Origin of the sequence: Paludisphaera sp., assembly GCF_037189885.1 — a bacterium.
In the GTDB taxonomy this organism is placed as follows: Bacteria; Planctomycetota; Planctomycetia; order Isosphaerales; family Isosphaeraceae; genus Paludisphaera.
The window spans coordinates 142,628-168,745 of the sequence record NZ_JBBCIR010000054.1; the positions used below are offsets into that span (position 1 = coordinate 142,628).

Here is a 26,118-nt window from a genome sequence, read left to right on the forward strand (position 1 = left end):
GGGGCGGGGTGCGGGTCGCGCTCGGGAGCCCGCGCGAAGGCTCCACGCCCTGGGCCGGCGCCATCGCGCGGCGTCCATGCCCCCCATGATACACCCGCGCCGCGCCCCGGAGAAAGGGCGGGCCTCGGGACCGCGACGAGTCGGTTCCGCCTCGCGGTTTGTTGCGGAGCGGGCCGAGCATCGCGTACCCTTGGCCCGCCGGCCGGTGTTGGGCCGGGGGCCGTTGGGAAGGGAGACGGATGGAAAGCCGGACGATCGAGGTGCCCTGGGGCGGCGGGACGCTCGGGCTGGAAATGCCGCCGGGATGGGGCGTCGGCCCGGATGACGTCGTGGAGCCCGACCTCGCCGGCGCGATGGCCGACTACCCCGGCGCGCTGGCCGCGGCGCTCGACGCGCCCGAGGGCTCGCCGCGGCTGGAGGAGATGGTCGGGCCGGGGTCGCGGGTCGCGATCGTGGTCGACGACCCGTCGCGCTGGACGCCGGTGAGCGAGGCGTTGCCGGTCGTCCTGTCCCGGCTCCACGGCGCGGGGGTCGCGGTCGACGACGTGACGATCAGCGCGGGGGTCGGGCGACATCAGCCGGTCGACGACGAGGCGATGCGGCGCCGGCTCGGCGACGGCCCCGCCGCGACCTACCGCTGCTTCAGCCCCCCCGTCGACGACCTCTCGTCCTACGCCGACCTGGGGACCACACCGCGCGGGATCCCCGTCCGCGTCTTCCGGCCGGTGGCCGAGGCCGACATCCGCGTGCTGATCGGCTCGGTCCTGCCCCACCTCCAGGCGGGGTTCGGCGGCGGGTACAAGCTCATCTTTCCCGGCACGAGCCATCGCGAGACCCTGGGCGCCCTGCACCGCCAGGGCATCGGCCGCGACTCCGACGCCGGCCGGCTGCTGGGCGGGACCGCGGCCGACAACCCGATGCGCCTTGCCATCGTCGAGGCCGCCGCGATGCTCGGCCCCTGCTTCTCGGTCAGCCACCTGATCGGCGCGCCGGGGATGGTCTTCCGCGCGCGGGCCGGCCTGCCGGGGGCGGTCCAGGAGGCGCTGGCCGCCGAGGCCCGATCGCGCTTCCAGGCCCCCCCCGCCCCGCCGGCCGACGTGATCGTGGTCGGGAACGACCCCTGGCCCGGCGACCCGATGCAGAGCTTCAAGGCGCTGCTGAACCACCGCGCCGCCAGCGTCCCGGGGGGCGTGACGGTCGGGCTGTTCTGGACCGACCCGGAGGAGATCGACCGCTCGTTGCCGCGATCGGCGATGCGGCTGATCGCCGGCTCGGGCGCGCCCGGCGGCTGGGCGATCCGACGCCTGCTGCCGATGGTCGAGCGGTTCCTCATGGCGCGCGAGTCCTCCGCCGCGTTCATGCTGCGCTGGGCCCGCGAGCTGGTCGTCGATCGCGCGGTGATGGTCTACGCGCCGCCGCTTCACGAGCGGATCGGCGGCCGGCTCGGGCCCGTCCGGATCTTCGCCGACCAGGAGGAAATGTGGGCGGCCGTCCGACGCGCCCTGCCGCGCGACCGTCGCGACGCCCCCCGCGTCCGCGTCTTCCCGCGCGGCGGCCTGACCTATGTCCCGAAGGCTTGACACCCGGCGCGGCCGTCGGCGCGGGAGTTGCGAAATATGCGGGCGTCGAGGGGCCCGCGGGACGGGCCCCCGGGTCCGACTCGAAGCCAGGAGATTCCCCATGCGCCTCGCCGCCGCGCCGCTGCTGTTCGCGCTCGCCGTCCTCGTCGCCCCCGCGAGCGCCCAGGTCGACCCTTCGAAGGAGACGCCCAGGCTGGAGCCGGCCGACCTGGAGGGCGTCTACGAGATCGTCTCGGGGGAGAAGTTCGGCGAAGCCGAGCCGACCGAGCGGATCAAGGGCTCGACCGTCCGGTTCACCAGGGACCGCGTGGTCGTGATGGACAAGGAGAGCAAGGAGGTCTACGGGGCGACCTACGCCCTGATCCCCGACGAGGGGGCGGCCGGCGAGGCGGCCTCCGGGGCGAAGGGGTCGAAGATCCGGATGGTGAGCAAGCTCGTCGAGCCCCAGGATCAGGAGTCGACGTCCGAGGGGATGATCGAGCGCGACGGCGACAAGGTGCGCCTCATCTACGCCCTGCCGGACGCCGAGGCCCCCAGGGAGTTCAAGACCAAGGCCGGGCAGCTCATGTTCGTCCTCCAGCGCAAGGCCGCGGACTGACCCCCGCGTCAACCATCATCGGCACGACCACGACGCCCCGCCCTTCGCGGGGCGTCGATCGTTTCGAAGCCAACGGCTCCGGCGCCCGGTTTGCTTTTGTAACCCGCGCCGAGACATCACCCCGACCCATCCGGATATCAACGCCATGAAGATGCGCACGCTCAACGACCTTATGGTGGACGTCGCCCGCGACATGCTCGACGCGGAGAAGCAGCTGGTGAAGGCCCTGCCGAAGATGGCCAAGGGGGCGTCGTCCCCCGAGCTGAAGGAGGCGTTCGAGACCCACCTCGAGCAGACCAAGGCGCAGGTCGAGCGCATGGGCCGGGTGCTGGAGGCCCTCGGGCAGCCGATCCGCGCCAAGAAGTGCCAGGCGATGGAAGGGCTGATCGCGGAGGGGAAGGAGGTCCTGGAGATGGACGCCGACCCCGAGACTCGCGACGCCGCCCTCATCGCCGCCGCGCAGAAGGTCGAGCATTACGAGATCGCCGGCTACGGGACCATGTGCACCTGGGCGGCCAGGCTCGGGCTCGACGAGGTCAAGGAGATCCTGGGCGAGACCCTGGCCGAGGAGAAGACGACCGACGGCCTGCTCACCGAGATCGCCGAGGCCGCCGTCAACGAACAGGCCGCGAGCTGACGTCGAACCCGATCCCTAGCGGTTGACGACCCGGCCGGAGGCCGTGGCGTAGGCGTCCAGCATCCCGGTCCGGCCGGGGTGGATCGCCTCCAGGCCGAGTCGCGACTGCATGCTGTAGGACAGCCGCCCGCCGACCCCGTAGAGGACCACCAGCCGCTGCTCGTCCGGGAGGGTCAGCAGCTCGTCGACGCTGGCGAGGTCGATCTGCGGCAGGTCCGGCAGCGCCGAGCGGAGGATGAAGCGGAGCCGGCTGCCGGGATACGGGGCGTCGAGCGAGCCGGGCTCGTCGCCGGGCTCCGACCACGACCGCGGCGGGCTGACGACCGCGACGTGGCTGAACGGCCGCTCGCGGTTGCGCCTCAGGATCATCGTCCGGAGCATCAGCAGGTCGCTGGTCTCGCCGTGGCGGAAGACCATCTCGCGCGCCCCCAGCCCGGCGGTGGCCGCCAGCACGGCCAGGAGGAAGGTCGCGAGCACCCGCCGCTGGCGGTCGTCTCGGCGGCCGGCCCAGCGCTCCAGGGCGCGGGCCAGGAACACCGAGACGATCATCAGGTCGAGCGCGACGTGCAGGCTGAGCGTGGTGGCCGTCCCCGCGTTGCCGGAGAGCACGTCGTCGAGCGCCCCGCGCAGGTCCTTGCTCGCCCACCACGCCAGGCAGAACGCCGTGGCCGGGGCCAGGCCGATCAGCGCCCGGACCGAGATCCGGCGGTTGACCAGGTCGGCGACCGTCGAGGCCGCCAGCAGGTTCAGCGGCACGAGGAGCAGGATCTCCAGCGCCTGGCGGGGGCCGTTCGTCCAGAGCGACAGCGCCAGCGCCGCCACGGCGGCCCACGCGACCCACAGCGAGCCGCCGAGAGTCTCGCGATCGTCCCCCTCGCTGGCCAGGGCGCGGCGGACGGCGCGGACGGCGCCGTACAGCGCCAGCGGCGTCGCGATCGGGGCCAGCTCCAGGAGCCTCGTCGCCAGGTTGTACGACTCGGTCCAACCGGAAGCGGGGAGGATTAGTGGGGTGAACAGGCCCCAGCCGTGCGTCATGAACATCGCCACGTGCCAGGGCGCGGCGACCAGCGCCGCCACCCCGAGCGCCGTCGCGCCGTCCACGGCGCCCCCCTCGCGGAGCCAGCCGCGCAGGCCGCCGGGCGACGGGGGGCGATAGGTCGGGTCGGCCGCCGCCCCCGCCTTCAGGTAGACCTGGTGCAGCGCCGCCACGACGACCGCGATCAGCCCGAACGCCGCCACCGACAGGAGCGACGCCCCCAGCGACAGGCCGCCGACCACCGACCAGAGGAGCGACCGCCTGCGCGGGTCGGCGGATTCCGCCGCCAGTCGCGTCCGCGCGGCGTAGGCGTGGAGCGCGGCGACGGCGCCGGCCGCCGCCAGGAGATAGGGGGTCATCTCCTGCTCGCGCAGCAGGAGGCTCGGGCTGAACGCCATGAACATGGCCGCGGCCAGCCCCATCCCGCCGCCGCGCCAGAGCCTCCCCTGGAAGTAGGCGAGGATGACGATCGCCGCGCCGGCGATGTAGCTGGGGAGCACGCAGGCGAGCGGGTCGCAGTCGCCGCTGAGCTTCAGGCCGACCGCGGCGAGCCAGGGGTACAGCGGCGGCTGCAGGGCCACGCTGCGGTACCCGGACGACTCCCGCCCGGGCTTGATCGCGTCCCCCGCCCCCGTCTGGTCGACGACCATGCCGTCGACGGCCACGGCCATCGCCCGCAGGCCCCACAGCGGCCCGGGGCTGGTGAGGTCCCACGAGCGGATCGCGGCCAGGCCGGGCAGGACGGCCAGCAGGACCACCAGCGGGAAGAACATCGCCGATCGCGGCGCGGGGCGGATCAGCGGCCGGGGCGGGCGCGGGACGGCCGTCTCCGGCCGGGCCCTCGGCGCCGCCGACCTCCGCGTCGGTCGAAGCACGCGCGTTCCCATCGTCTCGTCCGCCCGAGTCGTGATGGTGATGGTGGATGATCCCGCCTCGCCGTCCGGCTGGACGTGGGGCGTGGATCCCGTCGAGGTCGATATGGGGGTCGACGGACCATACCAGATCCGAGGCAATCGGGGGATAGGCGTTCGGCCGGTTCCCGGAGGCACTTCAAATCCCTCGCACGCCCCGTCGTTCGGTCGGGCCGATCGGGGCGCGTGGGCACCCCCGGCCGCGCCGCCTGATTCGACGCCAGCGGTCGTTATCGGCCGGGCGACGGGGCCGCGCTCACCGAAACCCCCCGGGCCCCCGCGCCGACCCAGCTTCGGGTTTCGGCATCACGTTTGCCTAGGTGACAACCCGACGGCGCGAATGCCGAACGTCCCACCGAACAAGGGTTTCACGCGAAAGGGTCACCACCATGCTGCGCTGGGCTATCGTCTTCTTCGTGCTCGCGTTGATCGCGGGCGTCATGGGCTTCGGCGGGCTTGAGGGCCAGTTGGCCTCGGTCGCCCGGATCCTCGTCTTCCTCTTCCTGGTGCTGTTCGTCGTCTCGCTGATCTTCGGCCGCTCCGCCGGGCCGCCGGCGGTCTGAGCGGGCCGGCGTCAGGCCGGCTCCGCGCGACGGAACAGCTCCGTCGAGAAGTAGCGCTCCATGCGATCCGGGAACACGGTGACGACGCGGGCGTCGGGGCCCATCCGCCCCGCCGCCATCATCGCCGCCCGGAAGTTCAGGCCCGAGCTGAGCCCGACGGGGAATCCCTCGCGGAGCAGGCGTCGGGCGACGTCCACGGCCTCGTCGTCCGGGACGTCCAGCTCTTCCAGGCTGTCGGCCCGCTCGGCCCGGAACCGCGTGTAGATGGTCGAGAGGCCGTCGACCACGCCGGGGATGCGGCCGCTGAACGAGCAGCATTCCGCCCCCGCCCCGCCGACCGCCTCGCCGGTGACGGGGCGGGCGGCGAAGGCCCGGGGCGAGCAGCCCTGGTCCCGCAGGCCCTCGAACAGGCCGACGAGCGTCCCCCCCGTCCCCACCCCGCTAACGACCGCGTCCACCCAGCCGCCGGGGATCTGGGCGAGGATCTCGCGGGCCGTGTGCGCCCGGTGCGCGGCCGCGTTGTCCGGGTTCTCGAACTGGAGCGGCGCGAACGCGCCACGCTCCTCGGCCATCGCCGCCGCGCCCGCCAGCGCGCCGAGGATGCCGGCCTCGCGCGGCGAGAAGTGGACCTCGCCGCCGTAGGCCTCGATGATGAGCCGGCGCTCTCGGCTGACCCCCTCCGGCATCACGGCCGCGAACCGCAGGCCGAGCTGCGCGCAGGCCAGCGCCATGGCGATGCTCGTCGACCCGCTCGACGCCTCCACCACCAGGCCCCCCGGCGCGACCGCGCCGGTCCGCACGGCCTTGTGCAGGATGTGGCAGGCGATGCGATCCTTGGTGGAGCCGCTGGGGTTGAGGAACTCCAGCTTGCACCAGATCGTCGGCCCGTCCGCGTCCAGCCGGACCGGGACCAGCGGCGTCGGGGCCACGCGGTCGAGGTAATGGTTGAGGTCGGGGAGTCGTCGCGTCGGGTTCATGCGCTTCCTCGCGCCGGGGGCCTTGGTCGTCAGTCCGGCCAGCGTATCACGCCCCCCGGCCGCCGGGCGACGGGTCCGCGGGGGGCGTCGGCCGCGACCTGGCCAGGGCGACGGCCTTCCGGCCGACGGCCCACGCGATCAGCAGCCCGATCGCCCAGAACGGCAGCCATACCGCCTGCCCCACGACGAACAGCACCAGCGCCTTGCCCGCGTCGACGAGCCGGCCCACCGACTCCTGCCACGTCCGGGCGACCTGCGTGGGGAAGTCCGCCACCACGGGCGCGGCGGGCTGGAACCGCTCGTGCTCGCGGAGGGTGAGCGTCAGCGTGGCCAGCGACGAGAGGTTCTGGAGCACGCGGATCCGCCCCTGCATCTGCTCGATCTCGCCCCGCACCCGCGACAGCTCGGTCTCGACCTTCAGCACCTCCTCAAGTTGGCCGGATCGCTCCTCCAGCATCTTCTGGAGGGTCTGCTCCTGGACCTGCTTGTTCTTGATGCGGGCCTCGACGTCGTAGAACTCGGCCGTCACGTCCTGCGAGGTTCGGTTGAAGTTGACCAGTTCCCCCAGGGCCATGACCGACGTCACGAAGCCGTCGAAGCCGTCGATGGGGATCCTCAGCCGCCAGAACCGCGTGCGCGTCGAGCCCGGCGAGCCGGTCATCGTCTCCTCGGCGATGTAGCCGCCGGACGACGCGAGCATCTCGCCGACCTTCGCCGAGGCGGAGTCCAGGTCCTCCACCGCCAGGTCGAGCGTGGCGTTGTAGATCACCTTGCGCGACACCTTGGCGTCGGGGGCCTCGGTCGCGGGGGCCTCGGCCGTCTCCCCCCTCATCCCCGCGGCCTGGTCGCGAAACGCGGGGGCCTCGTCCGGCACTGGCGCCATGGCCGACTTCGGCTCCGCCGCGATGCGCTGGGCGGCGTATTCGTAATGGGGCTCATCGCAGCCGATTGTCGCGAGCGACGCCGTGATCAGGAGGCAAGCCAGGTGTCCGCGCATGATCGGCCCTCGCGTCGAGTGGTGGACGGGCGTCCTGGGTCATCGGGGCCACGCCCCCGCAACTATGTATAAGACGCGGCGCGGGGTCGAAATGTTAGGAGGCGTCGCGGGAATATTATCAGGCCGTGTCCAGATATTCGCGCATCCACAGCTCCAGCATGAGCAGCGCCCAGAGGCGGTGGCCGTGCTCGCGTCGGCCGGAGGCGTGTTCGGCGACCAGCTCGCGGACCCGATCGGGGCGGAAGAGGCCGCGGGCGAGGGTCGCGGGGTCGAGGAGGATGGCGGAGAGTTCGTCCTTCAACTCGCCGCGGAACCAACGGCCGACGGGGACGCCGAAGCCCATCTTGCGGCGGGCGCGGATCGGCGGGGGGATCAGGTCGGCGAAGGCCCGCTTGAGGACGACCTTGGACCGGCCCGGCCGCAGCCTCAGCTTGCGGCCGACGGGCATCGCCGCGGCCAGCTCGACGACGCGGTGGTCGAGGAACGGCGCCCGGCACTCCAGGCCATGCGCCATGCTCGCCATGTCCACCTTGAACAGCAGGTCGCCGGGGAGGTACGTCAGGAGATCGGCGACCATCGCCCGCGTCACCACGTCGCGACCGGACGCCGCGGCGAGCGCCCGCCCCAGCACCGACGCCCCGGACTCGGGATCGGCCAGGCGGTCGATCTGGTCGTCGGCGTACAGGGCCGTCCGTTCGTCCTCGTCGAACGTGGTCATCCAGCCGAGGTATCGGGCGTCGGCCGGTTGGTCGATCCGCTCGGCGATCCGCTCCAGCGCGCGGAGCCGCGACTTCGCCTTCCCCGAGCGCGGCAGGATGCGCGACATCGCCCCGGCCAGCATCCGGCGGGGCCCGGCCGGGACGCGCTGGAATAGCTCGGTGATCGCCAGGGCCCGGTAGCGGTCGTAGCCGCCGAACAGCTCGTCGCCGGCGTCGCCGGTGAGGGCCACCGTGACCTCGCGGCGCGTCTCCCGGGCGACGTGCCAGGTGGGGAGGGCCGAGCTGTCCGCGAAGGGCTCGTCGAACTGCCGCGCCAGGGCGGGGATGGTCTCCCACGCCTTCGGCTCGACGATGAACGTGTGATGCTCCGTGCCGATCGCCCTGGCGGCGGCCTCGGCGTAGGCGGTTTCGTCATACGCGGCGTCCGGGAAGCCGATGGCGAACGTCTTCACCGGCCGGGACGACGCCCGTTGCATCAGGCCGACGATGATCGTCGAATCGACCCCGCCGGAGAGGAACGCCCCCAGGGGGACGTCGGCGACCATCTGCTCGCGGACGGCCGCGTCGAGCGTCGCCCGCAGCTCCTCGGCGTCCTGTTCGAACGGGCGCCGGCGTTCCAGGTCCCAGTCGGGCGACCAGTAGCGTTCGACCTGGAGCCGGCCGTCGCGCCAGAGGGCGTAGTGGGCGGGGGGCAGCTTCTTCACGCCCTCGAGGATCGTCCTCGGGTGGGGGACGTATCCGAACGTGAGGAAATGATCGAGGGCCGTCGGGTCGATCTCGCGGGGGACGTCGGCCTCGGGGAGCGCCAGCAGGGCTTTCAGCTCGCTGGCGAAGACGAGGCGGCCGGCGTGCTCGCGATAGAGCAAGGGCTTCTGGCCCAGGCGGTCGCGCCCGAGAAGCAGCGTGCGCCGGGGGGCGTCCCAGACGGCCAGGGCGAACATGCCCCGGAGGTGGTCGAACATCCGGGGGCCCTCGTCCTCGTAGAGATGGACGAGGGTTTCCGTGTCGCCGCGCGACCGGAGGGTATGCCCGCGCGCCTCCAGGCGGCGGCGAAGTTCGGGGAAGTTGTAGATCTCGCCGTTGAAGACGACCCAGATCGTGCCGTCCTCGTTGGAGAGAGGTTGCCGGGCCCCTTCCAGGTCGACGATGGCCAGGCGACGGAAGCCGAGGGCGGCGTGGTCGTCGCGGTGGACGCCCGCGTCGTCCGGCCCGCGATGGGCGATGCGATCCATCATCGCCTCCAGGCGGCCCTCCCCCAGCGCCCCGCCCGGGTCGCCCCAGACCGCCCCGCAGATGCCGCACATGCCCGCCCGCCTTTCGCCGATTCCCGCCCCCGCCGCCCCGGTCGCGCGACCGGGATCCAGGATAGCAGCGGCCCGCGGGATCGGCGACGGACCCCCACCGCGGCCCGCCGCCGAGTTGGCTTCGTTCGCGCGCCGGCGTGCGACGGTGGTTGGTTGTAAGCCGTTGATGGTGATGATGTTGATCCGAAATCGAGTTGGCTTCGTTCGTCGTCTTCGAAGTGGTTTTTCCTGGCCGTCACGGATTTTGGGGGCCATCATGACGGCCTTCCCCTTCCGCGGGGGAAGGTGGCCCGAAGGGCCGGATGAGGGGGGCGGCGAGCGAGTAGGCCGGCGGGATCCCGAGCGGCTCGGATGGGCTGTCGGTGACTCCCACGGCCTCGCGCTCGTCGTCCCCCTCTCCTGACCGCTTCGCGGTCTGTCCTCCCCCGCGAGGGGGGATGACCGCCGCGATCCCGGCGCGCATCGTCCCCGTCTTGCTCGGCCTGGCGTGGTCGCCGGGCTGTTCTCCGCGTCCGAATTGCCAAGGAACGGTGGAAACTCTCATCTCCATATGCTCCGCGCCCGGGGCGTCGAGATTCCATGAATCGCGGAAAAATCCCCAGAAATCGCCGCCCGAGGCCCGCGCGTCATGCCTCGGGGCGTTTGACGACGGCGCCGCGACGACCTAGGGGTTGTGCTGGGTGACCTGGCTCGGATTCGGAACGAGCCATGTCGTGATGGATATAGTTCCCGCGGCTCGGCGCTTGTCGGACCCTCTCCGCCTCGGGGCGAGCGGCCGGCGATCCGAGTGGAGTTTGCCATGTCCAGCCAGCTTACCGACAGGCGTTCCCCGAAGCGTTCCGGCCTCTCCGGGCCCCGGCCCCGCGGCGGCCGCCGCGCCCGCGCGACGCGAGGGCTCTCGGTCGAAGGGTTGGAGGCGCGGGCGCTCCTCTCGACCATGTTCGTCGACGACGACTGGGCGGGGACCGTCGCCGGGACCGACCTCGGCGGCGGCAAGGTCTTCGGCGCCAACGCCTTCGCGACCATCCAGTCGGCCATCGGCAAGGCCGTGGCCGAGGACGAGATCCACGTCGCCGAGGGGACCTATACCGGCGCCGTCACGATCTCGAAGCAACTGACGATCATCGGGGCGGGCTCGTCGACGACGACCCTGAACGTGGCCGGGCTGGTGGCGTCCAACGCGGTGACGATCTCGACGTCGGGCGTCTCGCTGAGCGGCCTGACCGTCACCGGGGCGGGCAACGACGTCAGGCCGCAGTACGGCGTCGGCGTCTCCGGGCGCTCCGGGCTGGCGCTGTCGGACGTGACCGTGGTCGGGATGGTCAAGTCGGGCGTCAACCTGAACGGCGTCACCGACTTCACGATCACCGGCGTCGCCGCGCGCGACAACGGCGGCGCGGGCTTCTTCCTGACGGACGCCAAGCGCGGCACGCTGACCGACGTGACCACGTCCGGGAACGTCTGGACCGGCCTGGCGTTCTCCACCGCGGGCCGCCACTACGCGATCGGCGTCGAGGAGATCGTGATCGCCGGGGCGTCTACGTTCGGCGAGGCGGGCTCGGCCAACGGCGGGGTGATGTTCGAGGAGTCGAGCTGGAACTTCGGGACGAACTCCTATGACCCGGCGAACCCCTTCCCGATTACCTTCAGCACGGACGCGGCCGACGGCGCGGACGTGACGTTCAAGCAGGACCAGCCGCTGGGCTACGCCCTCTCGGGCCCGCAGGACGACGCGTGGTCGGTGAGGCGGCGGTTCTACGCGACGGCCGAGCAGGGATTGGCCGCGGCGGCCGGCTCTCCCGACCATTACCTGGCACATGGCCGCGCGCTGGCGACGGTGGGGGCGTTCGGCGAGGCGCGGACGTTCCTGGTCGCGCCGATCGAGGCGATGGGAATCCAGGCGGCCATCGACGCGGCGGCGGCCGGCGACACGATCCAGATCGCCGCGGGGACCTACGCCGGCGCCATCACGATCGGCAAGTCGCTGACCATCGCGGGGGATGGCTCGTCGACGACTATTCTCGACGTCGCCGGCTCCGCGGCCTCGTACGCGGCGCGGATCACGGCGGCGGACGTCTCGCTGAGCGGCCTGACCATCACCGGCGCGGGGAGCGACGTCAAGCCGCAATACGGCGTCTTCTCGGCCGGGCGTTCGGGGCTGTCGCTGACGGACGTGACCGTGGTCGGGATGGTGAAGTCGGGCGTCAACCTGAACGGCTCCACGAATTTCTCGCTCACCGGGGTCGTCTCGCTCGACAACGGCGGGGCGGGGATCTTCCTCCAGGATGTCAAGCACGGGACGCTGACCGACGTGGCGACGTCCGGGAACGTCTGGACCGGGCTGGGCTTCTCGACCTCGGGCCGATACTACGCGATCGGCGTCGAGGGCGTGGTGATCGCCGGCGCCTCGACGTTCGGCGAGGCGGGCTCGGCCAACGGCGGCGTGATGTTCGAGGAGTCGAGCTGGGACAACGTGCTCAAGGTACACGACCCGAGCAACCCCCACCCGATCACCTTCAGCACGAGCGAGGCGGACGGCGCGAACGTGACGTTCAAGCAGGAGCAGCCGCTCGGCTACGTCCTCTCGGGCCCGCAGGACGACGAGTGGTCGGCGCGGCGGTTGTTCTTCGCGACGGCCGAGCAGGGCCTGGCCGCGGCGGCCGGCAGCCCGACCCATTACCTGGCCCATGGCCGCGCGCTGGCGACGGTGGGGGCGTTCGGCGAGGCGCGGACGTTCCTGGTCGCGCCGGTGGAGGCCATGAGCGTCCAGGCGGCCCTCGACGCGGCGGCGGGCGGCGACACCGTCCGGATCGCCCCGGGGGTGTACGCGGAGAACGTCTCCGCCTGGCGGCCGGTCTTCCTCGAAGGGCAAGAGGGGGCGACCCTCCGGCCCGCGTCCGGCGTGGCGCTGTCGATCTTCGGATCCGGGCTGACGACGCTCGTGAGCGGGCTGCGGATCGACGGCGGCGACGTGGGGATCGCGATCCGGGACGGCGCGGGGGGAGTGATCCTGGACGGCGTGGCCGTCGTGGGGTTGGACGTCGGCGTCCGGGTGGGCGCGGCCGACGGCGTGACGATCGCGTCGAGCATCATCGAGGGCAACGGCGACGGCGTCGAGGTCCTCGACGCCGGGGCGACGAACGTCGGGCTCCGCTGGAATCGGATCGTCGGCAACTCGCGGTCGTCGGTGAGGAACCTGGCCGCCTCGGCCGTCGACGCCGTCCACAACTGGTGGGGCTCGAACGCCGGGCCGGGCGCCTCGGCCGTGGGGAACGTCGATTCGTCCCCGCACATCGTCCTCACGCTCTCGAACCCCGGGCCGCTCCTCGTCGGCGGCTCGGCCGGGCTGGTCGCCGACCTGAAGCATGACTCCACCGGGGCCGACATCTCGGCGCTGGGGTCGATCCCGGGCTTCTCGGCGGCCGCGTTCGCCGCGTCCCTCGGCTCCGTGGGCCCCGCGTCCGCTCCGGTGATCGACGGCGAGGCGTCCTCCACGTTCTCGGCCGGCGCGACGCCCGGGCAGGCCCTGGTGACGGCGAAGGTGGACGACGCGCTGGCCTCGATCATGGTGGAGGTGGCGGCGCCGCCGCTGGCCATCGACGGGCCGGCGAGCGTGAACCAGGGCCTCCCCTACACGCTCTCGCTGACGGCCGGCGCCGAGGCGGGCGTCGTCTCGCGATGGCGGATCGATTGGGGCGACGGCACGCCGCTCCAGGTCGTCGAGGGCTCCCCCTCCGCGGTGACTCACGCGTTCCTCGCCCCCGGCGCCCGCGCGATCCGCGCCTGGGCCCAGACGGAGCACGGCGAGTACGAGGCGGGGAATTCCGTGGCGGTCGTCGTCGCCAACGTCGCCCCGACGGTGGCGATCGTGGCGGGGCCGACGACGGTGGTCCAGGGCTCCGCGGCGTCGTTCCGCGCCGAGGGGTCGGACCCGGGCGGCGTGGCCGAGTACACCTGGTCGGCCACGCTGGGCGGCGTGGTGGTGGCGACGGGCGTCGGCGAGACGTTCTCGTTCGCGCCGACGTCGCCGGGCGTGTACGCGATCTCCGTGACCGTCGCCGACGCCCAGGGCGCCACGGCCGTCGCCGAGCGCTCGCTCACCGTGGCGAACGCGGCCCCGACGGTCGCGATCGTGGCGGGGCCGGCGACGGTGGTCCAGGGCTCCGCGGCGTCGTTCCGCGCCGAGGGGGCGGACCCGGGCGGCGTGGCCGAGTACACCTGGTCGGCCGCGCTGGGCGGCGTGGTGGTGGCGACGGGCGTCGGCGAGACGTTCTCGTTCGCGCCGACGACTCCCGGCGAGTACACGGTCGGCGTGACGGTCATCGACGCCCAGGGCGCGACCGCCTACTCCGAGCGCGGGCTGACCGTCGAGAACCTGGCGCCCTCGCTCGAACTGGCGGCGATCCCGGCGCTGGTCGATGTCGGCGCGGCGGTGACGTTCGGCGCCTCGTCGGTCGACGCGAACCCCGGCGCGACGCTGGCCTTCAACTGGCTGGTCCTCCGCAACGGCGAGACGGTGGCGACGGGCGAAGGGCCCACCATGACCTTCACGCCCCAGCTCCTCGGCGCCTACGAGGTCATCGTCCAGGTGTCCGACGGCGAGGGGGGCGTGGTCGCCCGGTCGGTCTCCTTCATGGCCGCGCCGCTGCCCGTCGGCCCCCTGCCCCCCGCGGCCGAGCAGGCCGTGCAGGGCGTGGTGGCTCGGGCGATCGTCCAGGTCGAGCGCCAGGAGCAGCGGCTCGCCGAGCTGGCCGCGCGCTTCGAGTCGCGGCCCGCGCCGATGATCCAGCGGATGATCCAGCGGACCATCCAGGTCCGGGAGCGGATCCAGGCCATGACGGTCCGGCGCGTCGCCATGATCCAGCGGACCTTCGGCATCCTGAGGGGCCCTCGCCGCTGACGCGGGGCGTTCGGATGGGGGGCCGGCGTCGCGGGCTTCGGGCCTCGCGGCGCCGGCCATTCGTCATGCGAAGCGTTCGAGGTCCTCGTCCTTGGAGACGACGGTGACGCCGTCCTCGGTGACGGTGAAGCCGCGCGCGAGGTCGGCCTCGCGGTCCCAGCCGATGGAGAAGCCGGGGGGGATCTGGACGTGCTTGTCGACGATGGCGCGGCGGACGCGGGCGTGGCGGCCGACCACGACGCCGTCGAAGAGGATCGAGTCCTCCACGAGCGAGTAGCTGTGGATGCGGACGCCCGGCGAGAGGATGCTGCCGTAGACCTGGCCGCCGGAGACGATGACCCCCTGGCAGACCACCGAGTTGTACGCGGAGCCGCGGCGGTCGGCCTCGGTGTGGATGAACTTCGGCGGCGGGAACTCCGGCTGGTGGGTGTGGATCGGCCAGTCGCGGTCGTAGAGGTTGAGGATCGGGTCGACGGAGACCAGGTCCATGCTGGTGTGGAAGTAGGCGTCGATGGTGCCGACGTCGCGCCAGTAGGCGGAGGTCTTGCGGTTCTCGTCGCGGAAGGGGTAGGCGAGGACGCGCATGCCCTCCTCCACCATGCGGGGGATGACGTCCTTGCCGAAGTCGTGGCGGCTGGACTCGCCGAGCGCGGCGTCCTGGAACAGGAGGTCGTACATGACCTCGGTGTTGAAGACGTAGATGCCCATGCTGGCCAGGGCGAGATCCGGGTGGCCGGGCATGGAGGGGGGATCCTGGGGCTTCTCCAGGAAGCTGGTGATGCGGCCCTCATCGTCGACGCCCATAACGCCGAAGTCGCGCGCGGCGGCCAGGGGGGCGGGTTGGCAGGCGACGGTGACGTCGGCGTCCTGGTCGCGGTGGAACTCGATCATGCGGGCGTAGTTCATCTTGTAGATGTGGTCGCCGGCCAGGATGATCGTGTCGCGCGGGGCGGCCTTCTCGATGGTGTAGATGTTCTGATAGATGGCGTCGGCCGTCCCCTTGTACCACGTCTCGGCGATGCGCTGCTGGGGGGGGATGACCTCGATGTATTCGTCCAGCTCGCGGCAGAGGAAGTTCCAGCCCTGGACGATGTGGCGGTTGAGGCTGGTGGCCTTGTATTGCGTGAGGACGAGGATGCGTCGTATGTCCGAGTTGATGCAGTTGGAGAGGGTGAAGTCGATGATGCGGTAGACGCCGCCGAAGGGGACCCCGGGCTTGGCCCGATCCCTCGTCAGCGGGTCGAGCCGCGTCCCCTTGCCCCCGGCCAGCACGATCGCCAAGACGTCCCGATACACGGCCTCGCCTCCTACCCGGGCCGCCGCGAACCGGTCGCGCCCTCGCTCCATTGTCGCGGGCCGGCCGCGCGGATCAACCGCCCACCACGCCCGTGAGGCGCTGCGACGGCCGCGGCGCATCCGTTAGACTGGCGAGCCGGGCGCGACGCCGCGCCCTCGCGACCGCCCCCGACCCGTTCAACCGAAAGGCTCGACCCACGATGATTCGACACGCTCCGCGCCCCGCCCGGGCGGCCGTCGCCGTGCTGGCGGCGTCCCTGCCGGCCTGGGGGATCTCCGGCACGGCCCGCGCCGAGGACCGGCTGAAGGAACTCCAGACGGAATACTCGACCCGCGCCGAGGAGAAGGTGGACCGCGTCTACCACTTCGGCTCGCAGGGGCCGGGCGACGTCTTCTCGAACCATCGCAGCCACTCCAACCGCCAGATCCCGGTCTACACCTGGGGGACCAAGGCCGACCTGGGCCTGATCATGGGCCCGGCCAGCAGCTACCGCGACCCGGAGAAGCTGCGCGCGATCTACGGGTTCCTGCCGGAGAACACCGTCAACCCCGAGGCCGAGTACGCCGACCAGAGCGACATCCGCAAGGTGCTGGAGTCGGCCGCCGAGAAGGGGGCCAAGCATATCTTCATCGTCTGGTTCGACGGCATGGACTGGCCGGCCACCCAGGCCGCGGCCATCGTCAAGTCGCGCAAGGTCTACACGGAGGGGAAGGGCTCCGGCCTGATCTTCCAGGACTACGCCGCGCCGGGGTCCAACCCCCAGTACGGCTGGGTGGTCACCAGCCCGACTTACGACCGGAACCAGGTGAACGTCGACGAGCAGACGGTGACGATCCCCGCGAACAGCATGAAGGGGGGCTACGACGTCACGATCGCCGGGCCGAACCCCTGGACGCCGGGGCCCCACGGGGCGAAGGCGCCGGGCTACCTGAAGGGCCAGGGCGCCAGCGACAAGGACCGCGAGGGGGTGGCGTCGGTCGGCCGGAGCCTGCACGCCTACACGGACTCGTCGCAGAGCGCCGCGGAGATCGTCAGCGGCGTCAAGGCGTACAACAACAGCGTCAACGTGGCCGACGACGGCCGGCCGGTGCCGACCCTCTTCCACGCCCTCCAGGAGCGGGGCTGGAAGGCCGGCACGGTGACGAGCGTCCCCTTCCCGCACGCCTCGCCGGCCGGGATGTACGCGCAGAACGTCTCGCGCGAGGACTACCAGGATCTCGGCCGCGTGATGCTCGGCCTCCCGAGCATCATCCACGAGAAGCGCGGCGCCCCCGTGTGGCCGGGCCTCGACGTGGTGATGGGGACCGGCTTCAACACCCGCATGGAGCCGCAGCACTTCAAGCGGCAGGGCGAGAACGCGGCCGAGGGGAGCATCTTCCTCTCCGACGCCGACCGCCGGACGATCGACGTGGAGAACGGCGGCAAGTACACGGTGGTCGAGACCAGGCTCGGCGCCAACGGCGGCGAGCTGCTGAAGGCCGCCGCCGCCGAGGCCGCCGAGAAGGGGACGCGGCTCTTCGGCTTCTTCGGCGAGAAGGGGATCGACCACCTGCCCTACCGCACGGCCGACAACCGCTACGACCCCGCGCCCGACCCGGTGAGGGCCGGCGTGGAGCCCAAGGCCGCGACCTACACCCAGGAGCAGCTCGATTCCCAGCCGACGCTCGCCCAGATGACCGACGCCGCCCTGCGCGTCCTGGCGAAGCCCGACCAGAAGTTCATCCTGTTCGTCGAGTCGGGCGACGTGGATTTCGGCCTGCACGCCAACAACCTGGACGTGGCGGTGGGCGCCGTGCACAGCGGCGAGGACGCCATCAAGCGGATCATCCACTGGGTGGAGACCAACAGCAACTGGGACGATTCCGTCATGCTGGTCTCGTCCGACCACGGCCATTACCTGGTGATCGACGACCCCGCGGGGCTGCTGCCGCCCCCGAAGTGAGTCGCCCCGGGGCACGCCGAGAGGGGGGCCGCCGCGCGATCGCCGGCGGCCTCCCTCGCGCGCGTCGCGTCGGCGTCAGGAGAGCAGGTCGGCGAGCTTCTTGACGTTCTCGGCGCCCACCTTGGCGACCAGTGGCTTGAGGGCCTGGAGGGCCTCGATGAGGTCGCCGTCGGTCGCCTGCCGGCCGGGAGGCGCGAGGTAGCCCTCCACGTCCCCCCGCGTCCGGCCGCCGCGCCGGGGGGCCTCGCCCGCCTTGCGCCGGGCCTGGGACTTGTAGGCGGAGATCTGCTGGCGCGGGATCTCCTTGCCGTAGCGATCGCGCACGAAGGCGTCGATGTCATCGAGCGCCTCCAGGCCCTCGGCCATGGCGTCGCGCACGGCCTGCGCGTTGGAGACGGCGGTATTTGCCTCGGCCGACTCGGCGTCGGCGGCGGAATTCTGACTCTTGCGACCCATGGTCGACTCCGGGCGATGGAGCGCGTGGGGCGCGCGGAGACGATCCCGTATCGCGCCTTGGCAACTCCTCATAATCATACAGGTTATCGACCCGAGAAATCGACTTCAATCCAACCTTGCGCCGCCCCCCTCCGCGCGATGGGGGCCCGCACGGATCCAAGGGTGATAGGGATTAATTCATTCATCAGGAATTCTGGATCGGATTATTTTTTTTAATTTGGCGTTCTCCCGCCCGGCGGTTATAGTCCGCGCGGTTGTGCCGGCTCGCCCACCCGCCGCGCCCGACCGGGGCGGCCGGGCCGCCCCCCGAACCCGTCGTCCGCGCGGGGGCACGCCCCCGCGCGGTCCCCGTCCCTGCCGCGCCGCGCGGCGAGGAGGTCCGCCATGTCGAGGTCTCGTGCCCCCGGATTCACGCTGATCGAGCTGCTGGTGGTGATCGCCATCATCGCGGTGCTGATCGCGCTCCTGCTCCCCGCGGTGCAGGCGGCGCGCGAGGCCGCCCGCCGCGCCCAGTGCGTCAACAACTTCAAGCAGATGGGCCTGGCGATGCACAACTACCATGACGTGATCGGGACGTTCCCGATCGGCCGCATGGGCTCGGGCTACAATTATTCCCCCCACAACGACAATCGCAGGACGTGGGCGTTCAGCATCCTCCCCTACCTGGAGCAGGGGAACCTCATGAACGCGCTGAACTTCAGCCTGCCGTTCTATGCCGCCGACAACACCACCGTCATCCGCGCCGTGATCACGTCGTTCCAGTGCCCCAGCGACACGCCGTCCATCCAGGAGCCAGACACCCCCTATCCGCGCGCCAAGGGGAGCATCGTGGCGAACTGGGGCAACACCCATTTCTTCCAGGACGAGAAGTCCAGCGCGATCAACGGGACTCGCAACGCCGGCCCGGTGACCTATCCCGGCGACATCAGCGGCGACCCGTTCACCGGCCCGCTCGGGACGACCGCGTTCGCCGGCGCCCCGTTCAAGGGGAACGTCGCGATGGGCATCCGCGACTTCCTCGACGGCGCGAGCAACTCGGTGCTCTGCGGCGAGGTGATCATGGGGCCGAACACCGGCAACCCCAACTACGACCATCGGGGCGACATCTTCAACGACGACTACAACTGCGCGATGTTCATGACCTACACCCCGCCCAACTCCAAGATCCCCGACGCCCTGGCCGGCGACGAGAGGGGGGAACCGTGGTGCTCCTGGCGGATCAAGTCCGCCCCCCCCTGCACCGGGGGGACGCCCGTCTTCAACGCCGCGCGGAGCCGGCACCCCGGCGGCGTGAACGTCCTGATGGGCGACGGCTCGTGCAAGTTCGTCAAGGACACGATCAACCCGAGGACCTGGCAGGCCGTCGGCAGCATCGCCGGCGGCGAGGTCGTCGGCGCCGACTCCTACTGAGCCCCGCGGCCGCGTCGGCGTCGCGTCGGCGCGGCCGCCCAACCCGCGAGAGGATGACCGACATGACCACCGACCTTTCGAGGCGGCGCCTCCTGGCGCTCGCGGCCGCCGTGGCCGCGTCCGCGTCCGCCGCCGGTTGCGGCGAGGAACCCGAGGCCCCCGCTCCGCCGCCCCCCGAGCCGGGGGCACCCCAGGGGCCTCCCACGGCGTTTCAGAAGAGCACGCCGAAGAAGAAATGACTCCCCCGTCCGCCGAGGGCTCGAGGCGGACGGTCCATCGCGGGGAGTCGGGGCGAGGCGTGGGGCCTCGCCCCGTCGCGGGTCAGTAGGAATCGGAGCTGATGACCTCTCCCCCCTGGGTGGTGCTCAGGGCGCGCCAGATGGGGAGGCTGATGGAGTTCTTCATGAACCGGACGGAGCCGTCGGCCATCGCGGCGTTGACGCCGCCGGAGTGGAGGCTGCGGGCGGCCAGGTAGAGCGGGCCGGCGGTGGCGTTGGCGCAGGGCGTCGGCCGGGCGATGGTGGGGACGCAGGCCCGGTCGGAATACATCATGTCCGGGATCGGCGAGTTGGGCGCCAGATACGCGGTGAACGACGTGGAGTCGGCCCACCAGGTCATGCCGCGCAGCTCGTTCTCGCGCGGGATGATGATCAGCTCGGAGGCCAGCATCGTGTTGCTGGTGCCGTCGGTGATGGTGGCGATCGTCACCAGCCGGCCCTTGTTGGGCGACGCGACGTGGTTCGCGTTGCTGTAGGGGGCGATGAACCCGAAGGGCGCGCCGGCGAACCGGGAGTCTCCCAGCACGTCCTGCTGGTCGATGTCGGTGGCCCCGAAGTTCGCGACGTAGTTGTGGGCCGAGAGCTGGCCGGTGAACGCCCCGAGGGCCCCGCTGACCGGCTTGTGCTGGAGGCCGACGCTGGGGCAGAGCAGCGCGTTGATGAAGCTCCGGGTGACCGTCGTGTTGTCCGGGTGGACGTAGCGAGGGTTCATGAAGTTGTACGAGTTGGCCAGGGCGGTCTGCTCCAGGTACGGCAGGATGAACGCCTGCCAGGTGCCGTTGCAGCAGCCCGAGGTGCCCGGCGGCAGCGACCCCACGACGTCCCCGTAGTTGTGGACGGCCAGGCCGATCTGCTTCAGGTTGTTCACGCATTGCATGCGGCGGGCCGCCTCGCGCGCCGCCTGGACGGCCGGCAGCAAGAGGGCGATGAGCACGGCGATGATCGCGATCACCACCAGCAGCTCGATCAGCGTGAATCCGCGTCGCGTATTGCGACTCGTCATCGATGCGACTCCTGGGAGGGTGGACGAGGATCGGGAGGGCGCGCGGCCGATGCCCGCGCCCGCGTCATTTCGAGGTGAGGGGGAAGCTGAACTCGTTGGGCCCGCCGTCGGTGACGTCGGCCGTCAGCTCGCTCTGGGCGTTGTAGCGGGCGGGGAGCGATTCCTTCGTGGCGGTCGTGTCGAAGTCGTCGACGATCTCGCCGGTCGCGTTGTCGACCTGCTTCTTCCGCGCACCCTTGGCCCGGACCTCCTTCATCACGGAGACCGCGACGCGGTACTTGCCCGGGACCAGGCCCACGTCCCTCGCCACGGAGAACGAGCCGGCCGAGACCTCGGCGGCGGCCGAGGTCGAGTCGCCCCCCTGCCCGGCCGGCATGAAGGTGATGAGGCCCTTCTCCAGCGGCTGGCCGTCCAGCGTCACCGTGCCCGACACCGCGCGCCTCGGCAGCCCGTCGCCGCTCCCGCATCCCGACGAGGCGAACGCGAGGGCGACGATGAGAGGGATATGGAACGTCTTCTTGGCGAGATTCATGCTCGGCCTCGGCGCGAACGGGGAGCGAACGCCGCTCGGGCCCCGGCGGGGCTCGGGCGGTCGACGGTGGAATTCAAGGGGCGGTGACCGGGGATTCGCCGACTAGCCCGCGGGGGCGGGGAATGGAGTCGAGTCCATCGCGGGGCGAAGAACCGCCCCGCGTCGAACCCTTAAATATGACAGCATTGATCCTATTACGGCGTCAAGCCCAGCCGCGCGGCGAATCTCCCCTCGTAGTCGAGATTCCCGCGCGATCGGCGACGCCTCGCGGTCATCGGCCGGCGTGGCTCCCGCCCGGCTCGGCGCGAGGGCCGGCGGCGACGTCCCGGCCCCGGCCCGGGTCGTCCTTCGTCGGGCCTCGCCGGCGACGGCCGCGATGACCGCCGGGAAATCTAGACGGCCCTCGCCCCGGCCCGCAGCCACAGGCTGTAACCGAGCGTCGCCGCCAGCCCCGTCAGGATCGCGCCGCTCCCGACCGCGACGGCCACGGGGATCGGGGCGAAGGCGAACAGCCCCGCGTAGACGAGCCCGCTCAGCACCATGGCCCAGCCCCCCACCCGATTGACCCGGCGGGCGGAGGCGCTCGGCGCCAGGGCCTTGGGCATCCGATTGCCGTAATAGGCGATCAGGAGCCCATTGACGCCGACGGCCAGCCGTATGACCGTGTCGCCGTCGATATAGCCGAGCTGGCGCGCGAAGGTCGCGCCGAGCGCCAGGGCGACGATGCCGCCGCCCCAGGCGAAATCAACACGCGCAATCCTGCTCATCGCGCCCTCCCCTTCTTCTTGGCCTCCGGCGGCTCCTCGCCCGGGCCGAACGAATGGACGAAGCCCAGCAGCACCTCCTCGAGCACCGAGAGCTTCAGGTGGTAGATGACGGACTTGCCGACCTTCTCCGCGTGGACCAGGTCGGCCTCCTTCAGCACCGCGAAGTGCGCCGACATCGTCGGCCTGGAGAATTCGAACTGGTCGCAGAGATCGCCCGCGCTCATCGGCCCCTCGCGCAGGAGCAGGAGGACGCGGCGGCGCGTCGGATCGGAAAGGGCCTTGAACACCTGGCTCATAATTCGATAATTAGCGAATCGACGAAATGAGTCAAGGGGGGACTCGATATCGGCGACGCCGGCGGGGCCGTCCCCGGCCCGCCCGATCGGCGAGCCCGATCGTGGCGATCGGCCGGGCGGCGGGGACCATCGCGGGGGGTCGGACCTGGCGTCGGCCCGGCGCGGGGGTTTAAGATGCCGGCCAATCACCCGTCGTCGTGCGAGCGGACTGAAGGGGGCGTGCGGTGGAGAATTGGATCAAGCGCGGGGCCGACGCCGCGGAGACGGCGGCGGGCGACGCGAACGTCCGGCGGACGGTCGAGACCATCCTGGACGACGTGGCCCGTCGGGGCGACGACGCGGTGCGGGAGCTGTCCGTCAAGTTCGACGGCTGGGACCGCGAGGACTACCGGCTGACCGACGCCGAGATCGAGGCGTGCGTCGCCCGGCTCCGCCCGCGCGACCTGGAGGACGTCCGGTTCGCCCAGGCGCGGGTGCGCAACTTCGCCGAGCACCAGCGCGCCGCGCTCCGCGACGTGGAGGTGGAGACGCTCCCGGGCGTGGTCCTGGGCCACAAGAACATCCCGGTGCAATCGGCCGGCTGTTACGTGCCGGGGGGCAAGTATCCGCTGCTGGCCTCGGCCCACATGTCGGTGGTGACGGCGAAGGTGGCGGGGGTGCCGCGCGTCGTCACCTGCGCCCCGCCCTACAACGGCGCGCCCGCCCCGGCGATCGTCGCGGCGCAGCGCCTGGCGGGGGCCGACGAGATCTATTGCCTGGGGGGCGTGCAGGCCGTGGCGGCGATGGCCCTGGGGACGGCCTCGATCGCGCCGGTGGACATGCTGGTGGGGCCGGGGAACGCCTTCGTGGCCGAGGCCAAGCGGCAACTCTTCGGGAGGGTCGGGATCGACCTGCTGGCCGGGCCGACCGAGACCCTGGTGATCGCCGACGAGACCGTCGACGCCGAGCTATGCGCCACCGACCTGCTGGGCCAGGCCGAGCACGGCCCGGACTCGCCGGCGATCCTCCTGACGACCTCGGAGAAGCTGGCCCGCGAGACGATCGCCGAGGTCGAGCGGCTGCTGAAGGTCCTCCCCACCGCCGCCGTGGCGGGCCGGGCGTGGGCGACCCACGGCGGCGTCTGCGTCGCGGCCGACGACGCGGAGATGGTCCGGATCGCCGATCGGATCGCGTCGGAACACGTCCAGGTCATGACCCGCGACCCGGACTATTTCCTGGCGAACATGCGCAACTACGGGGCGCTGTTCCTCGGCCCGCGGACCAACGTGGCCTTCGGCGACAAGGTCATCGGGACGAACCACACCCTGCCCACGCGCGGGGCCGCCCGCTACACCGGCGGGCTCTGGGTGGGCAAGTTCCTGAAGACGTGCACCTATCAGAGAGTCCTGACCGACGAGGCCGCGGCGCTGGTGGGGGGCTACTGCTCGCGCCTGTGCGCCCTGGAGGGCTTCGTCGGCCACGCCGAGCAGGCCAACATCCGCGTCCGGCGCCACGGCGGCGTCGACGTGCCGTATGGCGGCGTCGTCGGCGACGACGCCTGAACCCAGGGAGCCGACCCCATGGCCGACAGCCCGAGTCTGGAAACGTTCTCCTTCGAGCCCAACGGCCGCGTCCCGAACAGCCGGTTCCCCGTGCTGCTCCACCGCGGCGTCATCAAGCCCGCGCCCGGCCGGGACATGGCCGACGCCATCGAGGAGACGTTCCGCCGCAACGACTGGCTCAACAACTGGCGCGAGCTGGGCGTGTACGACTACTACCATTACCACTCGACCAGCCACGAGGTCCTCGGCATGGCCCGCGGGAGCATCACCCTGCGCCTCGGGGGCGATGGGGGGACGGTCGTGACCATGGCCCCCGGCGACGTCCTCGTCCTCCCCGCCGGCACCTCGCACACGAGGCTCGAGAACTCGCCCGACTCGCATATGGTCGGCGGCTACCCCGAGGGCCGCGATTGGGACCTGATCCGCGACGAGGAGGTCTCCGAGGCCGACTTCCGCGCCGCCATCAAGCTCATCGGCAGCCTCCCCATCCCCGCCCGCGACCCCGCCACCGGCGAGGTCATGACCCTCTGGCGCGACGCCCCCCGGACCTACGGGATCCAGTTCTGACGAACGGGGTCCGAGGACGCGCCCGGAGGTCGCCCCGGCCTGGGGGCCTCGCGAAGCCCGGATGCGGCGGAACGTATCGCTGGAGGTCTCGCCGATGGCCATCTCCGACGACGAACTCGCGTCCGCCCTCCGGGCGCTCCTGCGCCTGGACACCGGCTATTACGTCGGTTTCTCCGCCAACCTCCTCAGGATCGGCCAGCTCGAGAACCTCAATTACTGGGTCGAGTCCAGGGACAGTAACGGCCGCATGCTGTGGGAGAAGGACGATATCCCGCTGGAGGAAGCCATCGGGCACTTCCTCCGAATCCGCGAGGAGCGGGAACTCGGCTACGACATCGAGGGCGACCCGGCCCCCGGGGATCGCGACGACGAGCCTCGGTGACGGCGCCGCCCGGGATTCGCCGGGCTGATCGCGCCGACCTCGTCAGGGCTTCAACTCCACGTTCGACACCCCCTCGGTGCCCGGGTGCAGGATGTTGTTGGAGAAGTGCAGGCCGACGGGCGCGGTGGGGCCCCCCTCGACGCGGACGGCCAGGCGGTAGCGCGGGCCGACGACCTCGGGCTGGCCGTCGCGGAGGATCTTGTCCCGGCCGGTGTCGTACACGATGTTGCCGGCGACGATCACGTCGGACAGCGGCGGGTTGTCGTCGAGCTGGCCGCGGTCGAAGCGGATCGGGAAGCCGAGGTTCTCCTCGCCCCAGATCCAGTTCGTCATGCCCATGCCGAAGTCGGTGATGACGTTGTTCGCCATGATCGAGCCGCCGTCCACGTTCGCCGGCAGCGCGGGGCGGTCTCCCTCGGCGGGCCTGGCGGCGCGCGAGGCCGCGCCGGGCATGAAGCCCATCGCCCAGAGCGTGGTCTTCCTGAACTGATTGCCCGCGACGATGACGTGCTTCGAGCCGTGCATCGCCTTCATGCCGATCAGCGCGTCGTCGACGATGTTGTTCGCCAGGATGACGTGGTCGGCGTGGATGTCGAACCCCTGCCCCGCCCGCTCGACGAGGTTGTCGACGACGCGCGTCGATTCGGTGGACTCGGGCCCGGAGACGTGGACGGCGTTCCCCTGCATCCAGTTGTCGGTCTCGTCGCGGTCCCAGTCCCGCTGGCTCGCGAGCTGGCCGCGCTCGGGGAGCTTCTTGACGAAGCGGCCGAGCTGGTGCTCGCGCTTGACCTCGGGCGTGGCGATCAGGCGGTCCTCGCGGACCGTGTTCCCCCGGATGAGCGCCCCCCGGCAGCCGTCGACCAGGATGCCCGTGCCGGCGATGCAACGGAAGGCGTAGCCGTATAGCGCGTTGCCCGTCCGGTCGTCCACCCCGACGCGCTGATAGTTATGTATCAGGCAATCGAGGATGCGGGCGCCGTCGCTATTGCGGAACGCCACCGCGACGCCCCGCGTCTGGTTGTCGATCACGCGGAGGTCGGCGAGCGTCACGTCGCGGGAGTCGGTGACGAGCACGGCCTCCTGGTCGGTCTCGCGACGGCCCTCGGGCCTGGTCAGCGTCAGCCCGCGGAGCACGGCGCCGTCGGCGTGGTCGATCCGCGCGATGGCCTTCGTCGGGTCGACCTGGACGATCGTCGCCGTCCCGGAGAGCCCGCCGCCGGGCGTGGCAATGCGCAAGGTCTCGCGGATCTCGTGGACGCCCGGCGGCACCTCGACCACCGTGCCGGGGCGGGCGTCCAGCAATGCCTGGAGCGTCGGCCGCTCGCCCGGCGGGGCGTCGTCCGCGGCTCGACCTCGCTCGGTTGTCGCGGCGAACGCCAGGGCGATCAGGAGGGGCGAGAGGGTCCGTCGGAGGGGAGTCCGCAT

Annotated in this window: 21 protein-coding genes; 10 read left to right on the top strand and 11 right to left on the bottom strand. The window is 71.6% G+C overall.

Annotated elements, in window-relative coordinates; translation table 11 throughout:
• Positions 1–239: 239 nt before the first annotated feature.
• The 3 genes from WG209_RS16165 to WG209_RS16175 all read left to right on the top strand — a co-directional run bounded on the left by WG209_RS16165 (position 240) and on the right by WG209_RS16175 (position 2,815).
• Positions 240–1,580, top strand: coding sequence for a lactate racemase domain-containing protein (locus WG209_RS16165; RefSeq protein WP_337176103.1), 1,341 nt, complete (start codon positions 240–242; stop codon positions 1,578–1,580).
• A 100-nt stretch (positions 1,581–1,680) separates the two neighbouring features.
• Entirely contained in the window at positions 1,681–2,178 is a 498-nt protein-coding gene (locus tag WG209_RS16170; protein WP_337176104.1) for a hypothetical protein, read from the top strand.
• A 145-nt stretch (positions 2,179–2,323) separates the two neighbouring features.
• The gene (locus WG209_RS16175) at positions 2,324–2,815 is read left to right on the top strand and encodes a ferritin-like domain-containing protein (protein WP_337176105.1); all 492 of its coding nucleotides are present in this window, start codon (positions 2,324–2,326) and stop codon (positions 2,813–2,815) included.
• 15 nt (positions 2,816–2,830) lie between these two features.
• Here WG209_RS16175 and WG209_RS16180 read toward each other — a convergent pair whose 3' ends face one another.
• Complete coding sequence (locus WG209_RS16180; protein ID WP_337176106.1) at positions 2,831–4,726, bottom strand: glycosyltransferase family 39 protein; 1,896 nt, start codon at positions 4,724–4,726, stop codon at positions 2,831–2,833.
• A gap of 425 nt (positions 4,727–5,151) precedes the next feature.
• On the opposite strand from WG209_RS16180, the gene WG209_RS16185 reads away from it, so the two are divergent.
• A complete protein-coding gene (locus tag WG209_RS16185; protein ID WP_337176107.1) occupies positions 5,152–5,325 on the top strand; it encodes a DUF1328 family protein in 174 nt (57 codons plus the stop codon).
• An 11-nt stretch (positions 5,326–5,336) separates the two neighbouring features.
• On the opposite strand, the gene WG209_RS16190 is transcribed toward WG209_RS16185, so the two are convergent.
• From WG209_RS16190 to asnB, 3 genes are all read right to left on the bottom strand, one after another.
• The gene (locus tag WG209_RS16190; RefSeq protein ID WP_337176108.1) at positions 5,337–6,302 is read right to left on the bottom strand and encodes a pyridoxal-phosphate dependent enzyme; all 966 of its coding nucleotides are present in this window, start codon (positions 6,300–6,302) and stop codon (positions 5,337–5,339) included.
• Positions 6,303–6,348: 46 nt separating this feature from the next.
• Positions 6,349–7,299, bottom strand: coding sequence for a DUF4349 domain-containing protein (locus WG209_RS16195; protein ID WP_337176109.1), 951 nt, complete (start codon positions 7,297–7,299; stop codon positions 6,349–6,351).
• Between the two features lie 118 nt (positions 7,300–7,417).
• Complete coding sequence (gene asnB / locus WG209_RS16200) at positions 7,418–9,322, bottom strand: asparagine synthase (glutamine-hydrolyzing) (protein WP_337176110.1); 1,905 nt, start codon at positions 9,320–9,322, stop codon at positions 7,418–7,420.
• A gap of 799 nt (positions 9,323–10,121) precedes the next feature.
• On the opposite strand from asnB, the gene WG209_RS16205 reads away from it, so the two are divergent.
• Positions 10,122–14,222, top strand: coding sequence for a PKD domain-containing protein (locus WG209_RS16205; RefSeq protein ID WP_337176111.1), 4,101 nt, complete (start codon positions 10,122–10,124; stop codon positions 14,220–14,222).
• Between the two features lie 63 nt (positions 14,223–14,285).
• On the opposite strand, the gene glgC is transcribed toward WG209_RS16205, so the two are convergent.
• A complete protein-coding gene (gene glgC, locus WG209_RS16210) occupies positions 14,286–15,518 on the bottom strand; it encodes a glucose-1-phosphate adenylyltransferase (protein WP_337176112.1) in 1,233 nt (410 codons plus the stop codon).
• A gap of 200 nt (positions 15,519–15,718) precedes the next feature.
• Here glgC and WG209_RS16215 point away from each other — a divergent pair, with 200 nt between their 5' ends.
• On the top strand, positions 15,719–17,461 hold the full coding sequence (locus WG209_RS16215; RefSeq protein ID WP_337176113.1) for an alkaline phosphatase: 1,743 nt from the start codon (positions 15,719–15,721) through the stop codon (positions 17,459–17,461).
• Between the two features lie 75 nt (positions 17,462–17,536).
• Here WG209_RS16215 and WG209_RS16220 read toward each other — a convergent pair whose 3' ends face one another.
• Positions 17,537–17,917 (bottom strand): hypothetical protein, encoded by a 381-nt coding sequence (locus WG209_RS16220; RefSeq protein ID WP_337176114.1) that lies wholly within the window; start codon positions 17,915–17,917, stop codon positions 17,537–17,539.
• A gap of 384 nt (positions 17,918–18,301) precedes the next feature.
• On the opposite strand from WG209_RS16220, the gene WG209_RS16225 reads away from it, so the two are divergent.
• The gene (locus WG209_RS16225) at positions 18,302–19,327 is read left to right on the top strand and encodes a DUF1559 domain-containing protein (protein ID WP_337176115.1); all 1,026 of its coding nucleotides are present in this window, start codon (positions 18,302–18,304) and stop codon (positions 19,325–19,327) included.
• Between the two features lie 321 nt (positions 19,328–19,648).
• On the opposite strand, the gene WG209_RS16230 is transcribed toward WG209_RS16225, so the two are convergent.
• From WG209_RS16230 to WG209_RS16245, 4 genes are all read right to left on the bottom strand, one after another.
• Entirely contained in the window at positions 19,649–20,608 is a 960-nt protein-coding gene (locus WG209_RS16230) for a DUF1559 domain-containing protein (RefSeq protein ID WP_337176116.1), read from the bottom strand.
• Between the two features lie 64 nt (positions 20,609–20,672).
• Entirely contained in the window at positions 20,673–21,140 is a 468-nt protein-coding gene (locus WG209_RS16235; protein ID WP_337176117.1) for a hypothetical protein, read from the bottom strand.
• A gap of 392 nt (positions 21,141–21,532) precedes the next feature.
• Positions 21,533–21,907 (bottom strand): ammonium transporter, encoded by a 375-nt coding sequence (locus WG209_RS16240; RefSeq protein WP_337176118.1) that lies wholly within the window; start codon positions 21,905–21,907, stop codon positions 21,533–21,535.
• The gene (locus WG209_RS16245) at positions 21,904–22,203 is read right to left on the bottom strand and encodes an autorepressor SdpR family transcription factor (protein WP_337176119.1); all 300 of its coding nucleotides are present in this window, start codon (positions 22,201–22,203) and stop codon (positions 21,904–21,906) included. Before WG209_RS16245 ends, WG209_RS16240 begins: the two co-directional genes overlap by 4 nt.
• A gap of 224 nt (positions 22,204–22,427) precedes the next feature.
• Between WG209_RS16245 and hisD the strand changes: the two genes are divergently transcribed.
• From hisD to WG209_RS16260, 3 genes are all read left to right on the top strand, one after another.
• Positions 22,428–23,744: a histidinol dehydrogenase gene (gene hisD / locus WG209_RS16250; RefSeq protein ID WP_337176120.1), complete on the top strand. Its 1,317-nt coding sequence runs from the start codon at positions 22,428–22,430 to the stop codon at positions 23,742–23,744.
• A gap of 18 nt (positions 23,745–23,762) precedes the next feature.
• The gene (locus WG209_RS16255; protein WP_337176121.1) at positions 23,763–24,311 is read left to right on the top strand and encodes a hypothetical protein; all 549 of its coding nucleotides are present in this window, start codon (positions 23,763–23,765) and stop codon (positions 24,309–24,311) included.
• A 94-nt stretch (positions 24,312–24,405) separates the two neighbouring features.
• A complete protein-coding gene (locus WG209_RS16260; RefSeq protein WP_337176122.1) occupies positions 24,406–24,693 on the top strand; it encodes a hypothetical protein in 288 nt (95 codons plus the stop codon).
• A gap of 42 nt (positions 24,694–24,735) precedes the next feature.
• Here WG209_RS16260 and WG209_RS16265 read toward each other — a convergent pair whose 3' ends face one another.
• Positions 24,736–26,118: a hypothetical protein gene (locus WG209_RS16265; RefSeq protein ID WP_337176123.1), complete on the bottom strand. Its 1,383-nt coding sequence runs from the start codon at positions 26,116–26,118 to the stop codon at positions 24,736–24,738.

Excerpts from the sequence above, each read along its gene's own strand:
- WG209_RS16240 (WP_337176118.1), bottom strand. The coding sequence starts at position 21,907 with ATGAGCAGGATTGCGCGTGTTGATTTCGCCTGGGGCGGCGGCATCGTC.
- WG209_RS16195 (WP_337176109.1), bottom strand. The coding sequence starts at position 7,299 with ATGCGCGGACACCTGGCTTGCCTCCTGATCACGGCGTCGCTCGCGACA.
- WG209_RS16170 (WP_337176104.1), top strand. The coding sequence starts at position 1,681 with ATGCGCCTCGCCGCCGCGCCGCTGCTGTTCGCGCTCGCCGTCCTCGTC.
- WG209_RS16265 (WP_337176123.1), bottom strand. The coding sequence starts at position 26,118 with ATGCGGACTCCCCTCCGACGGACCCTCTCGCCCCTCCTGATCGCCCTG.
- WG209_RS16260 (WP_337176122.1), top strand. The coding sequence starts at position 24,406 with ATGGCCATCTCCGACGACGAACTCGCGTCCGCCCTCCGGGCGCTCCTG.
- WG209_RS16205 (WP_337176111.1), top strand. The coding sequence starts at position 10,122 with ATGTCCAGCCAGCTTACCGACAGGCGTTCCCCGAAGCGTTCCGGCCTC.
- WG209_RS16190 (WP_337176108.1), bottom strand. The coding sequence starts at position 6,302 with ATGAACCCGACGCGACGACTCCCCGACCTCAACCATTACCTCGACCGC.
- WG209_RS16235 (WP_337176117.1), bottom strand. The coding sequence starts at position 21,140 with ATGAATCTCGCCAAGAAGACGTTCCATATCCCTCTCATCGTCGCCCTC.
- WG209_RS16225 (WP_337176115.1), top strand. The coding sequence starts at position 18,302 with ATGTCGAGGTCTCGTGCCCCCGGATTCACGCTGATCGAGCTGCTGGTG.
- WG209_RS16230 (WP_337176116.1), bottom strand. The coding sequence starts at position 20,608 with ATGACGAGTCGCAATACGCGACGCGGATTCACGCTGATCGAGCTGCTG.
- WG209_RS16255 (WP_337176121.1), top strand. The coding sequence starts at position 23,763 with ATGGCCGACAGCCCGAGTCTGGAAACGTTCTCCTTCGAGCCCAACGGC.
- WG209_RS16165 (WP_337176103.1), top strand. The coding sequence starts at position 240 with ATGGAAAGCCGGACGATCGAGGTGCCCTGGGGCGGCGGGACGCTCGGG.
- WG209_RS16185 (WP_337176107.1), top strand. The coding sequence starts at position 5,152 with ATGCTGCGCTGGGCTATCGTCTTCTTCGTGCTCGCGTTGATCGCGGGC.
- WG209_RS16175 (WP_337176105.1), top strand. The coding sequence starts at position 2,324 with ATGAAGATGCGCACGCTCAACGACCTTATGGTGGACGTCGCCCGCGAC.
- WG209_RS16245 (WP_337176119.1), bottom strand. The coding sequence starts at position 22,203 with ATGAGCCAGGTGTTCAAGGCCCTTTCCGATCCGACGCGCCGCCGCGTC.
- WG209_RS16220 (WP_337176114.1), bottom strand. The coding sequence starts at position 17,917 with ATGGGTCGCAAGAGTCAGAATTCCGCCGCCGACGCCGAGTCGGCCGAG.
- asnB (WP_337176110.1), bottom strand. The coding sequence starts at position 9,322 with ATGTGCGGCATCTGCGGGGCGGTCTGGGGCGACCCGGGCGGGGCGCTG.
- WG209_RS16215 (WP_337176113.1), top strand. The coding sequence starts at position 15,719 with ATGATTCGACACGCTCCGCGCCCCGCCCGGGCGGCCGTCGCCGTGCTG.